Below are 13371 nucleotides of genomic sequence, written 5' to 3'. Positions count from 1 at the left end.
TTCATATGGACATACGTTACATTATAGCACTGAACATGGAAAGAGGAGTGAACAATGAAAAGAAGAAATCAGGCCTTTTATCGAAGTGTTCTCATTATTTTATTATGTGGTGTTGGATTCATGTATAGTCAATCTGAAACGGTCTATCAACGACTTGAGGAATCGGTTGCGGCGACTGTTCAGTCAGGAGTCCAAGTTGGACAGGTAGCAGTTCCTTTTTCGCTAAATACCCTTTCAGGGGAAGAAATTTCATTAGAAGATTATGCAGGAAAGAATGTTGTTCTACATTTCTTTGCAACTTGGTGTTCTCCTTGCCAAGATGAAATGCCGTTGATTGTTGAGATGGAAAAACGCTTAAAGCAAGAAGGAAGGGAGCTTGTCGTTGTTAATTTGACTAGCCAAGAACAAAGCAAGTCAGATATTCGTCCATTCCTTCAGTACTTTAAAGCTACTTTCGATCCTCTCTTAGATGAGAAAGGCGAGGTCATGAAAGCCTACCAAGTGATCGGTATCCCTACAACATTAGTCATTAATGAAGAGGGGATCATCGTCGAAAGAATTAATGGTGGTCTTTCAAAGGATATGATGGAAGAATTGATTTTCACAAATTAAACAATCATTCTTATTGGATGAAAATAAGATATGAAGATATAAAATAAATAAAAATTAAGATTATGGATGGAACGCCATAACGGAATGATCTGTTTGTTTTTTTACGCACCAACGAATAAAGGGTAATAACCGACAATATTCCAACTGCAGCTGCAGTAATTTGATGAACCGATGATACAGCAGAAAGGATTGGTCCACTTTGATAAAAAATATCGGTTGCACCTAAAATAAGCAAATTGAATAAATTACTTCCAAGGATTGATCCAATCGCTAAGTTGTGATTTCGCAACTGGAGTGCAACGAGAACGGCAATAGCCTCGGGTAGCGATGTTGTTAGTGCAATTAGAAAACTACCGACGAAACTAGCTCCGAGCCCCGTAACAACTGCGATTTGATCACCTGCAATGGTAAGTAGGGTGCCAGCCCCCATGATTATCAGAGCCGCAATAATAAAACCAATCGTTGCTTTTTTTAATGAAATCCCTGAAAAGTTGTAATCTTCCCCTGTAGTTGAAGCATCGGCAGGAGCCTGATCTGGAGTTGGTTGAGATCGCTTTGAGATTAACCACATTCCAAGAGCGTATGTAACCAGAATGATCCAAACATCTAATCCGACTCCTAAAAAAGAAATGGGGATTTGCAAAGATAATGCTAAAAGGGATACAACCGCCAATAGTAATCCTAAACTAGCCGTGTATAAATGAGAATGGGCTGCAGCTTGAAAGATTTGCTGCTTCCTAAAGTAAAGATCAAAACTTGCAAGTATCAAAAGATTAAACATATTACTACCAAAAACATTTCCAACAGCGAGATCCGGACTATCCAATACAATAGCAGATATGCTTGTTGTGACCTCAGGTAAGGAAGTTGCCCCCGCAAGAAAAATTGTTCCTACAAGCATTCCTCCTAGTGATGATTTCTCTCCAATTGTATCAGCATAGGTTGATAATTTAATTGAAGCGAAAACAGTAATAATGGCTGCAAGTATAAACCAAACAAAGATCATTGTTATTCCTCCTCTATTTTTATATTTTGACATAAAAAAGACCTTTTTATGAAAGTCCTGATAAGACTCTCATAAAAAGGTCTTGCGTACTTAAGTAGGTGGCTTAAGTTTAATGAACCGAGTGGCTTTTCCACCGTCATGACGACTCATTAACCGAATGAACGGTCGCTACTCCCCTTTTTAGGATGGGTATAAATGCAACTTTATCATGACTGAATTTCTCAAGTCAAGCAAGAGAAAACGAACGAACGTTATGTTCAGTTCGTTTTCTCAATCGAGTGGCCTTCATGATAGGTAGTTTGTTTCGCATCAAGCTTAAGGTCAAGAAGTGTAAGAAGATGTCTTGCTCGTTCATCAGTGATCGTGCGGTAATGATGTTCTCCACCTGGTTCTTCGTCTGCTTCATCTGCAAGTGCGACAACATATTGTAAGGGATCTAACTCGAGCTGTCCTTCAGGTAGAAAGGAATCTGTATGAAAAAGAACAGCAAGAGCGATTTCCTTTGCGATTTTAGGGTGCTCTCCAAGTCGGATAAGAAGTTTGTGGGCTCTTTCCGACCCTTTAATTGCGTGGATGTCGTTTTGCTTATATAATTCATAATCCCATTTACCGTCTCGGTACCAAGTGTAATGTCCAATATCATGAAGGAAGGCCGCTTTTGTTGCCTTGTCTGGATCAACATGATACTCGTTTGCTAAGCGATAAGCATGATAGGCACAAGCAATGGCATGTGCCATTCCCGATCGTTTCACATATTTCTGAGTAATAGGGTGGTCAAACAACTGTGTTAATGTCACATGTCTCATAACCGTTCCTCCTTCAATTGAAATAAAAAAGTGTATTTTTTCTATTATATAGATATGTCAGCATTTTGACAAATGTATATGATTAAAATTGAATGAAAAACTAATATTATATGTTATAATTAATTGATATTTGTTTTTGAAAGGGGATTATTAATGGCAACTACGCATACTTTTTCAAAAAATGAAGAGATAGCAAACGCAATAACACATGGTCTTGGTGTCTTGGTTAGTATTGCTGCTCTCGTCTTGTTGATTGTATTCTCATCACTGTATGGTTCTGCCATCCATATTGTTAGTTTCACCATTTATGGTGTTACAATGCTCCTGTTATATTTTTCTTCAACAATGGTTCACGCGTTACCTAAAGGGAAAATTAAAGATCTTTTTGAAATATTTGATCACGCCTCGATCTATTTGTTTATTGCTGGGACATATACACCATTACTGTTTATTGTCGTTCAAGGTGGATTAGGGTGGACTTTGTTTGGTGTAATATGGGGACTAGCCACTATTGGAATTGTTTTCAAAGTGTTTTTTGTGAAAAAGTTCCTTTTTTTATCAACTATATTTTATATAGCAATGGGTTGGCTTGCTATTATACCTATTAAGACAATTACGGAAACTCTTCCATTCACAGGAACCCTGCTTTTAGTACTTGGAGGGATTTGTTATACATTAGGAACTGTTTTCTATGTATGGCGAGGGTTTAAATACCATCATGCCATTTGGCATTTATTTGTTTTAGCGGGAACGGTTCTACATTTCTTTATGATTATTTTCTATGTTCTTCCAATTTCCTGAAAAAAATGAGTAATCTCTTAGGTCACTGAAAAGGGTAGTTTTTTTACCTTAACCAGTGACCTTTTTTCATATTGATATAAACTTTCTTCAGATGGTTTATGGTGGGAAAGATAGAGAAAATTTCAATTTTTTATGAAAAGGGTGACAAAAAAAGTCGATTGACGTTATACTTTGTTGGGAGGTTAATCATATGTATGTTACTTTAAAGGAATTAGCTGATTATTTAGATTTACCTTATATCTATATTGAGCAACAAGTAAAGAAAGGTAATATTAAAACGATGAATGACGGAAATCAACTGTTAGTGAACCAAGACCACTTTGCTTGGCATAAAGAGCAAATTGAAAAGAAGAAAAAGCAGCTTTTAACAGATGAAGAACCACTTCCCGAAGATTGGGATGCTAAAGACGAGGACTAGTACATACAATATGTCATAAGAACAACAATTACAGATAGAAATGAGTGAGGATAATGAGGGGAAAATTGGTAAGTGTTTTGCTTTGTGTTATTTTAGGTCTTCTCACTCCTTATTATGTACAGGCTGATGAAGATACAATAGCACTGGCAAGGGATCATTTTCATAAAGAAATCACTAAAAAAGCACTAACGATTCCTGAACAATTAGTAAGGTTTATATATGATTCTGGGTATAGCTTCGATTATCCTGAAGATGGTGTAAGGGGGGTGTATGTGACAGGTAACTCTGCTGGGGGACAGCGGTTTGAAACACTTCTTGAATTATTAAACTCAACAGAACTTAATGCAATGGTGATCGATATTAAGGATGACCATGGTTATTTAACGTATAGACCAGAAAAGGATTCTCCTTATTATGGAATATCCAAAAATTTCATTGGGGATACAACAGAATTAATGAAAACACTCGAGGCAAATGAAATTTACCCTATAGCAAGAGTCGTTGTTTTTAAAGATACTGAATTAGCAAATAAAAGACCGGAGCTTTCGTTTACTGAGAATGGAAAGGTTTGGAAAAACGGACGTGGAGAATCTTTTGTAAATCCATTTTTGAAGGAAGTATGGGATTATAACATTGAGATAGCAAAGATGGCAGCGGAAATGGGATTTAAAGAAATTCAATTTGACTATGTTCGTTTTCCGGAAGGTTTTGAAAGAAGAGATGACACTCTTTCCTACGATACTGGGGAGTATAGTGGACAAGAGAATAATGTGCAGAAACGTGTAGCTGCTGTGACGGATTTCGTAGCTTATGCAAAAGAGCAGTTGAGCTCATATGATGTCGATGTATCAGTAGATATATTTGGTTATTCAGCTACCATTACAGAAGCCCCAGGCATTGGACAGAACTTTTCAAAAATTGCTTCCAATGTTGATGTAATTTCTTCTATGATTTATCCAAGTCACTGGACTCCTTACTTTGGTCTAGATAAACCAGATCTATATCCTTATGAACTGACTAAGGCTTATGCAAAAGTAGAAAACCAAGTGTTGCAGCAACTTGAAAATCGTCCGACTTCGAGACCTTGGATCCAAGATTTCACAGCAAGTTGGTTAGGCTCAGGTAATTATCTTGAATATGGTGTAAAGGAAGTTGAGGCACAAATTAGAGCATTAAATGAAGAAAATATTCATGAATTTTTACTTTGGAATGCAACAAATCGTTACACGCCTGGAGTTAATTATAAGCCATAAAACGATTTGAAAGGTCTCAATTAGTCAAACGATTGACTTATTGAGACCTTTTTAATATTTGTGCGATCAAGTGGAAATCTATGTCTCGATTGCATAAGCTACTGTAAGGGACAATCATCGCAGTATTTCCAACTATTTCATCAAATACTCGAGTTTATAGAATTGGGTAAGAAGAATATACTAAAGGAAACGAGTGGCTGGAGGTCATATTGTGAATTGGTATGAAAAGTTAAATCAATATTTTCCTATAGAAGAAATGAAATCAAAAGAGCATATGGAATTGTTACTAAAAGAAAAAGCAGATATTTACCATAAGGATGAAGGACCGAATCATGTTATGATGTTTGTAGAAACAAATGATTTCGTCTTTGTCGATTATCTTTTTGTCTCAACAAAAGCAAGAGGTCAAGGTTTAGGGAAAAAATTACTCAACACCTTAAAAGAAAAAAATAAGCCAATTATTCTTGAGGTTGAACCAATTGATTATAAAGATACTGACTCAACAAAAAGACAGCGTTTTTATAACCGAGAAGGGTTTAAGCATGCACAGTCTGTCGGGTACCGCAGAAGGTCTTTGGCAACGAATGAAATAAATGAGTTGGAAATTCTCTACTGGTCCCCAACGAATGAATCTGAGAGAAGTATTTTCGAAAAGATGAAGCACACGTATGAAAATATCCATACGTATAAAGACAAAGAGCTATATGGTGCCTCCTATGAAGATGTCGATCAGGTCTTAACGTATGAAGAAGAGAAGGAAGACCAGGCTACATTGTAGTTTATGATTAGACTAAAGTGAGGATGAATCTAAATGAAAAAGCGAGACTTGAAGAAGAAAAAGAAGCGAGAGATGTTAAAGGATTTTCTAAAAAAGAATATTAAGGAATGGAAAGTTGGAAACAAGCGAAATCCAATGCCACAAACACGAAAAACAATTGCATAATTGATTTGAATAAAAAAGGTGTTTAGATATTTTCTATCTAAACACCTTTTTCTGTGACAATCCGTTGACAATAATAATTATTAAATAAAATAAATTTTAAAAAACTTAATAAACATATTTGTTTAGAAAAGATTTTTAGGTATAATGGGTTTAGAGAGTTTCTAGTAGGGTATATATGCTGTGAAACCCTTAACGAAAGTTCTTTATGTTTCACACGTATTGATGGTTGTTAAGAAGCTATACAAAAGTTAAACACTTATGTATAATGAGATTATTAATACGAAGAACAGCATAGTTTCGCATAGATCTCAAATCTCAAATTAGAAGGAGAGGTCCACAAAAATGGTCACATTATTGACATCACCTAGTTGTACATCTTGCAGAAAAGCGAAAGCTTGGTTAGAAGAACATAACATTCCTTTTGAAGAAAGAAATATTTTTGCATCGCCTTTATCAGTTGAAGAGGTAAAGGAAATCGTGCGTATGACTGAGGACGGAACGGATGAAATCATTTCTACCCGCTCAAAAGTCTTCCAGGAACTGAATGTTGAGTTAGAGACATTACCTTTGCAAACATTATTTCAGATTATTAGTGATAATCCAGGACTACTGCGTCGTCCCATTATTTTCGATGAGAAACGCTTACAAGTAGGATATAACGATGCGGAAATTCGTCGCTTTCTACCTCGAAAAGTCCGTACATTTCATTTACAAGAAGCTCAGCGCTTAGTAAATTAATAAAACAAGGGTGTTCAAATGATCTATGATCGTTGAACACCCCTCTTTTTTTTCTTATGTGTGTTGTTGTTTCCTTACTTTGTAGGCACCTGCTAAAATAACACCGACAATGACAACCGATTGGAAGAGCGTTGCAAACATTGGATGATTAATAAATAATGGGGCTAGCATGTCTTCATGTGTGATCATACGACTAGCTGTAAAAGCTAATATTCCGGCACCTATATAAACAATAATAGGGAACCGGTCAAATGCTTTCAATATCATTTGACTTCCCCAAATAATAATTGGTACCGAAAAAATCAAACCAATCATGACAAGCAAATGATCTCCGTGAGCAGCACCTGCAACGGCGATAACATTATCAAAACCCATAACAAGATCTGCAATGATAATTGCTTTAATGGCTGACCAGAGACTTGTGCCGCCTTCAATTTCTTGATCGTCCCCTTGGTCTGTGAGCAAGCTATAAGCTATGTAAATGAGCAGGGCACCACCGGTAGCGAGAAGAAAAGGGATTTCAAGAAGCTGGACTGCAACAACGGTCAGGGACATCCTTGTGATCAATGCAAGGCCAATCCCAAGAATAATTGCTCGATTACGAATTGCATCAGGGAGATTTCGACATGCTAACGCGACGACAATCGCATTGTCCCCTCCCAAAATAATGTCGATACCAATGATTGTCAGAAGGGAAATCAAGAATTCACTATCCATTGTATGCATCATCCTTTAACTTTTACGATATTATTTTCATAATAGATATTGACACCACATATAATGATCAGTAATGTGATAGTACAATTTTGAAGCTTGTCTCTTTAAATCGTATGGCTCGATCTTTGAAAATATGTCTGATAAACTAAATATACTTGTAAGACTTATCTTAATGGCATTTACAAGTATTGTCAGAAAAATATCAGAAAAATTGATTTTTTAGATTTCCATTTTCACCGGATTTATCATAGAATAGATACAAGAGGTCAAGCTCAATTGTATTTTGATCTTTCATTCCATCATTGATATGATTAATGCATGGGAGTTAGTTTAGCTTGAATAGTAACTCGACACTAGGAGGGAGAGCGAATTATGGATATTGAACGCGTCAATGAAACGACCTTAAAATTTTTTATTACGTATAATGATATTGAGGATCGAGGTTTTGATCGAGACGAAATTTGGTACAATCGTGAGCGTGGAGAAGAGCTCTTCTTCGAAATGATGAACGAAGCTAACGATAATGATGATTTTGAAATGGATGGCCCATTATGGATACAAGTTCACGCACTAGATAAAGGTTTAGAAATAGTTGTGACACGTGGTAAAGTTTCTGATGGACATGTGAAGCTTGAAATCCCAGTTTCACAAGATAAGGATAGTGATGAACAAACGGTTCTAGATTTAATTGCAGAAGAAGAGGAAAGCCTATCAATAGAAGACGAACAACTTGAAATTGTGATCGGCTTCAGAGATTTCGAAGATGTAATTTCATTGAGTCATAATGTGTATGTTGATGATATATATAATGAGCTTTATCATTTTGAAGGGACTTACTATCTACACGTATTGTTTAATGATGAAGGCTACAATGAAGATGAACAAGATGATATTCTAAGCCAAATGTTAGAATATGGTTTTGAATCGGACATCTCAATTTACCGTATGAAAGAATACGGAAAAGAAATAGTGAAGGAAAATGCACTTCCAGTTATTAGATCAGCATTTTCAAAGTAATGAATAGTTGAGAACGAGTTGATAAATCATCAACTCGTTTTTTCTTAAATAAAATTCAGCTAAAGCAGGAGTGTCTAATGAAAACTCGTTTAAATATTCTTGTTTTTGTATCGATTATTTTTGCCTTTCTATACATGACTAGAACTTTTTGGGAAGGGTGGATTGTAGGGGCTTTTTCTGTTGCTTTCACGTTATCTGTTCTGTTTATTGCGATAGTCATTTTCTTTGAAAATAGACATCCAACAAAAACGTTGACATGGTTACTAGTATTAGCGGCATTTCCGCTATTTGGTTTTTTCTTTTATTTACTTTTTGGTCAGAATCACAAAAAAAACCGTACGTTTTCTAAGAAAGCGATTGAAGATGAAGAAGCATTCAGACATATTGAAGGGCAGCGGCAATTAAATGAAGATCAAATGTCAAAGATGGGTGAACATCAGCAACTTCTTTTTCGATTAGCTCATCGTCTTGGGAAAAATCCAGTATCATTTGCTAGCGATACAAGAGTGTTAACAGATGGTAAAGAAACCTTTGCTCATATTCTTAAAGCACTTAACTTGGCTACCCATCATATACATATGGAATACTATATCGTAAGACATGACGAAATTGGACATGAAATTAAAGAAATTTTAGTTAAGAAGGCGTTAGAAGGAGTCGAAGTTAGATTTCTTTATGATGCTGTAGGCAGCTGGCAGCTTTCTAAAGGATATTTAAAAGAATTGAAGGAAGCAGGAGTGGAGGTCGCGGCTTTTTCACCAGTGAAATTACCCTTTCTAAATCATAAGATGAACTATCGTAATCACCGAAAGATTATCGTAATTGATGGTGTGGTTGGTTATGTCGGTGGTTTAAACATAGGGGATGAATATCTTGGTCGCAATACTTACTTTGGTTTATGGCGAGATACACATCTTTATGTAAGGGGTGAAGCTGTAAGGACGCTTCAACTCATTTTTCTTCAAGATTGGTATTATGTAACAGGGAAAACGATTCTGAACCCGAGTTATCTATCTCCAGTTTTGACTTCGCAACATGCTGATGGTGGAGTTCAGATGATAGCAAGTGGACCAGATTCAAGATGGGAAGTTAATAAAAAGCTATTCTTTTCGATGATTACTTCAGCCAAAAAATCAATTTGGATTGCAAGTCCATATTTTATTCCAGATGATGATATTCTGAGTGCAATCAAAATTGCCGCACTTAGTGGCATTGATGTTCGTATTATTGTGCCGAATCGTCCTGACAAAAGGATTGTTTTTCATGCTTCACGATCATACTTTCCAGAACTATTAGATGCAGGTGTTTCTGTCTATGAATACCATCGTGGGTTTATGCATAGTAAGGTGATCATTGTTGATCATGAAATTGCTTCAATTGGAACATCAAATATGGATATGCGTAGCTTTCACTTGAACTTTGAAGTGAATGCCTATCTCTACCGCACTCGCAGTGTTAACACATTAGTGAGTGACTTTATTTATGATATTGAGCACTCGAACAAGCTAAACTATGAAACATTTAACAAACGGTCCTTTTTTCATAAAATAATTGAATCTACTTCTAGATTGTTGTCACCAATGCTGTAATTGAAAATAATTTTAATTTTTTGTAAAGATATGATTAATATGCAGGAAATATACCCAACCTTCCGAATAGTACATAGGAAATCAAACTGGGAGGTGGGTTATGTTTAATGCAAAGCTCAAAAGTGGCACAATTATATCTCTAGTAGATGAATGGCCAGTTGAAGAATTAAAAGAGCTTCGTAACAAGAGTGGATTTTATTGTCCAGCTTGTCAATTACAGGTTATGTTAAAAGTCGGTCAGAAAAAACAGTGGCATTTTTCACATTATTCTAATGAAAAATGTGAATACTTGCCTGAAGCGGAAACAATGTATCACTTAAAAGGCAAAAAGCATTTGTACGATTGGCTAAAGAAACAACAAATCGAAGTGAAAATGGAATTGTATCTCCCCTTAATTAGACAGCGACCTGATCTGATCTTCCGCTACAAACAAAACCTCTACGCGATTGAATTTCAATGCTCTCCAATTGAACCACACCTAATCGAAAAAAGAACAAACGGGTATCTTCAGCAAGGTATTTTCCCAATATGGATACTGGGAGGGAACCGGTTAAAACGAAACGGAACTAGGACGTTCACGTTGAAATCCTTTGAATGGTTTGCTACAAAAACACTTGCAACTAATAAGTATCGCCTTTCCTACTATTGCCCAGAGCAAGAGAAGATTAGTCATTTACACCAAATCACCCCGTTTTCATCAAAGAAGGTCATTGCTGCTTATGAAGAAACCTCCCTGCACCAAACTTCAATTGAACATTTTCTTTATTCCGTAAAAGAACCCCCCTTAAATGAATGGCTCACAATTAAAAAGCATTGGCGCTATCATCATCCAACCCCTTATCCCTCACAGACTGAACGTTTTTATCGTCAGTTTTTATATCGACATCAAATTCCTCCAACTCTCTTTCCAATTGAAGCAGGTTGGGCAACCAATTATCATTTTTTAATTGAATCCTCGGCCTATCTTTGGCAAACCTTTCTCCTCCTTGAATGTCTACAATTCCAACCACTTCATAAACCATTTTCAAGCAGACTAGCTGTTCTTTGTTTACAAGCCTTTATAAGAAAAGGTATATTTCCTCATCGTCAAGTACAAAATCATTTAGACTGGACTTTAGCAATTGATGGTTTTTTTGGCTGGCTTGTCCAAGTTAACTACTTGAAGTGTATAAGCAAGGACCAAGATACTTATTGTCGACTTAGAGATGTCGTCATTCCAAAAAACTCTGAGTCAGCGATCTTACTAGATCAAAAGTTTGCACATCAATTGATTAAAATGGAATCATCATGTTAGATTAGTTGAGAAGGAATATGAGCATTAAAGAAGAATATAATTAAATGTATGTATTTGGAGGTGTAGCATTTGGCTAATAAGTTAAAAACCCGTAAGGACATCCCGGTTGAGCAGACATGGGATTTGGAAGCTATCTTTTCTACTGATGAAGAGTGGGAGAAAGAATTTAAGGAAATCCAGGTGCAATTACCTTATTTGCAAGCTTGTAAAGGGACGCTAGCCGATTCGGCAACAACTCTTTTAGTTGCACTGGAAAAGCAAAATGAAATTACAGAGAAATTAGGACGTGTCTATACGTACGCCCATATGCGTTATGATCAGGATACGACGAATTCGTATTATCAGGGTCTCAATGATCGTGCGGCGAGCTTAGCTTCACAGGTTGGTCAGGTGGCTTCATTTATGGTACCTGAATTGTTAGCGATTGAGGAATCAAGAATTGAAGAGTTCCTTAGCAAGAATGAACGATTAAATGTGTACAAACAAATGTTTGCTGAACTTAATGAAGAAAGAGCACATGTATTATCTGAAGCAGAGGAAGCGATTTTAGCACAAGCGAGTGAAGTGACAAGCAGCCCTAGTACAACTTTTGGTATGTTAAATAATGCAGACTTATCTTTTCCGACGATTAAAGATGAGAATGGTGAAGAGATTGAGGTCACTCATGGCCGTTATATTCGTTTTTTAGAGAGCAGCGACCAAAGAGTTCGTAGAGATGCGTTTAAAGCAGTGTATGATACTTATGGTACGTACAAAAATACATTCGCATCAACCTTGAATGGTCAAGTGAAACGAAATTTATTCTATGCGAATGTAAGAAAGTATCAATCGGCTCGTGAGGCTGCACTTAGTAAGAACCACATTCCGGAAGTTGTTTATGATCAACTTGTTCAAACAGTTAATAATCGTTTGGATTTATTACATCGCTATGTAAAGCTTCGGAAGAAAGTTCTAGGTCTAGATGAGCTACATATGTATGATCTCTATACTCCATTAGTCAAAGATGTTGATATGAAGATTCCATATGAAAAAGCTCAGGAGCTTGTGTTAAAGGGAGTGGCTCCACTTGGTGAAGAGTATGTTGCTATCATTAAAGAAGGGTTTTCTAAACGTTGGGTAGATGTTGAGGAAAATGTTGGAAAACGTAGTGGTGCTTATTCTTCTGGTGCATATGGAACAATGCCTTATATTCTTATGAATTGGCAAGATAATGTTAATAATTTATTTACATTAGCTCATGAGTTTGGTCATAGTTTGCATAGTTATTATACAAGATTACATCAACCATACATTTATGGTGATTACACAATCTTTGTGGCAGAAGTGGCATCAACATTAAATGAAGCCCTTCTAAATGATTACATGGTTAAGGTCACAGAAGACCCTAAAGAAAAGCTCTATTTACTTAATCATTTCCTTGAGGGCTTTAGAGGTACTGTATTCCGCCAAACGATGTTTGCTGAGTTTGAACAGTTGATTCACGAGAAGGCTGCTTCAGGTGAAGCATTAACACCGGAGTTACTCTCAAAAACCTATTATGATTTAAATGTGAAGTACTTTGGTGATGACATTACTATCGACGAAGAAATTGGACTTGAATGGGCACGTATCCCACATTTTTATTACAATTTCTACGTCTATCAATATGCAACAGGCTATAGTGCAGCAGCTGCGTTATCAAAACAAATTCTTGAACAAGGTGATTCAGCTGTTACTAAGTATCTAGAATTCCTAAAAGCAGGAAGCTCTGACTATCCAATTGAAGTCTTGAAGCATGCCGGAGTTGATATGACTTCTTCTAAGCCAATTGAGGAGGCACTAGCTGTATTTGAAGCTACCCTAGTTGAGATGGAGAAGTTATTAGAAGAATAGTTCTTATTAAAAGAGTCTCAACCGCAGCTTGGTCGAGACTTCTTTTTTCTGTATTAAAAACCTTTGAACTTCTTTTGTGTTGAGAGAGGAGAGAGGGTAAAGAAAATAGAGGCAAATAATAAAGGTGCTGAGATTAAAATCGGGAATACTTGCATAATCGAAAGTAGAAAAAAGTAAAAGCTAGCTAATATGAAAAAAATTCCGATACCGACTCTAAATTTTCTCACTATTCACAACTCCTTTGAAGAAGATTACATTTCAGACGAATTACCTTTATTTCATTCTATGTATATATGTGTTGGAGT

14 protein-coding genes are annotated in these 13371 nt (G+C 36.3%); 11 read left to right on the top strand and 3 right to left on the bottom strand.

Going from position 1 to position 13371, the window contains the following annotated elements; translation table 11 throughout:
• The first annotated feature begins 54 nt into the window (after positions 1–54).
• Positions 55–612, top strand: a complete 558-nt coding sequence (locus tag J7W16_RS00180) for a redoxin domain-containing protein (RefSeq protein ID WP_210594913.1) — start codon at positions 55–57, stop codon at positions 610–612.
• Between the two features lie 10 nt (positions 613–622).
• Here J7W16_RS00180 and J7W16_RS00175 read toward each other — a convergent pair whose 3' ends face one another.
• Both J7W16_RS00175 and J7W16_RS00170 read right to left on the bottom strand, forming a co-directional pair.
• Entirely contained in the window at positions 623–1618 is a 996-nt protein-coding gene (locus J7W16_RS00175; protein WP_210594912.1) for a sodium:calcium antiporter, read from the bottom strand.
• 257 nt (positions 1619–1875) lie between these two features.
• Complete coding sequence (locus tag J7W16_RS00170; protein ID WP_210594911.1) at positions 1876–2424, bottom strand: HD domain-containing protein; 549 nt, start codon at positions 2422–2424, stop codon at positions 1876–1878.
• A 153-nt stretch (positions 2425–2577) separates the two neighbouring features.
• On the opposite strand from J7W16_RS00170, the gene trhA reads away from it, so the two are divergent.
• The 6 genes from trhA (at position 2578) to spxA (ending at position 6577) form a co-directional block, all read left to right on the top strand.
• The gene (gene trhA, locus J7W16_RS00165; protein WP_210594910.1) at positions 2578–3225 is read left to right on the top strand and encodes a PAQR family membrane homeostasis protein TrhA; all 648 of its coding nucleotides are present in this window, start codon (positions 2578–2580) and stop codon (positions 3223–3225) included.
• A 190-nt stretch (positions 3226–3415) separates the two neighbouring features.
• Positions 3416–3643, top strand: a complete 228-nt coding sequence (locus J7W16_RS00160) for a hypothetical protein (RefSeq protein ID WP_210594909.1) — start codon at positions 3416–3418, stop codon at positions 3641–3643.
• 53 nt (positions 3644–3696) lie between these two features.
• On the top strand, positions 3697–4896 hold the full coding sequence (locus J7W16_RS00155; protein WP_210594908.1) for a putative glycoside hydrolase: 1200 nt from the start codon (positions 3697–3699) through the stop codon (positions 4894–4896).
• A gap of 211 nt (positions 4897–5107) precedes the next feature.
• Positions 5108–5674 carry a GNAT family N-acetyltransferase gene (locus J7W16_RS00150; RefSeq protein WP_210594907.1) on the top strand — a complete coding sequence of 189 codons (567 nt, stop codon included), beginning with the start codon at positions 5108–5110 and terminating at the stop codon, positions 5672–5674.
• A gap of 33 nt (positions 5675–5707) precedes the next feature.
• Positions 5708–5839, top strand: coding sequence for a hypothetical protein (locus tag J7W16_RS22060; RefSeq protein WP_283245995.1), 132 nt, complete (start codon positions 5708–5710; stop codon positions 5837–5839).
• Between the two features lie 342 nt (positions 5840–6181).
• Complete coding sequence (gene spxA / locus J7W16_RS00145) at positions 6182–6577, top strand: transcriptional regulator SpxA (RefSeq protein WP_210594906.1); 396 nt, start codon at positions 6182–6184, stop codon at positions 6575–6577.
• Between the two features lie 54 nt (positions 6578–6631).
• Here the strand turns inward: spxA and J7W16_RS00140 are convergent, their stop codons facing one another.
• The gene (locus J7W16_RS00140) at positions 6632–7294 is read right to left on the bottom strand and encodes a TerC family protein (protein WP_210594905.1); all 663 of its coding nucleotides are present in this window, start codon (positions 7292–7294) and stop codon (positions 6632–6634) included.
• A 372-nt stretch (positions 7295–7666) separates the two neighbouring features.
• On the opposite strand from J7W16_RS00140, the gene mecA reads away from it, so the two are divergent.
• The 4 genes from mecA (at position 7667) to pepF (ending at position 13066) form a co-directional block, all read left to right on the top strand.
• Positions 7667–8311 carry an adaptor protein MecA gene (mecA, locus tag J7W16_RS00135; protein ID WP_210594904.1) on the top strand — a complete coding sequence of 215 codons (645 nt, stop codon included), beginning with the start codon at positions 7667–7669 and terminating at the stop codon, positions 8309–8311.
• 77 nt (positions 8312–8388) lie between these two features.
• Positions 8389–9900 (top strand): cardiolipin synthase, encoded by a 1512-nt coding sequence (gene cls / locus J7W16_RS00130; protein WP_210594903.1) that lies wholly within the window; start codon positions 8389–8391, stop codon positions 9898–9900.
• A 100-nt stretch (positions 9901–10000) separates the two neighbouring features.
• Complete coding sequence (locus J7W16_RS00125) at positions 10001–11194, top strand: competence protein CoiA (protein ID WP_210594902.1); 1194 nt, start codon at positions 10001–10003, stop codon at positions 11192–11194.
• Positions 11195–11263: 69 nt separating this feature from the next.
• On the top strand, positions 11264–13066 hold the full coding sequence (gene pepF, locus J7W16_RS00120; RefSeq protein ID WP_210594901.1) for an oligoendopeptidase F: 1803 nt from the start codon (positions 11264–11266) through the stop codon (positions 13064–13066).
• Positions 13067–13371 lie beyond the last annotated feature (305 nt).

The sequence above is a fragment of the Halalkalibacter suaedae genome, assembly GCF_017939705.1.
GTDB classification, from domain to species: Bacteria; Bacillota; Bacilli; order Bacillales; family Bacillaceae_D; genus Halalkalibacter; species Halalkalibacter suaedae.
The sequence above is the reverse complement of the archived record's forward strand: the minus strand, read 5'-3'. Positions and strand labels throughout refer to the sequence as shown.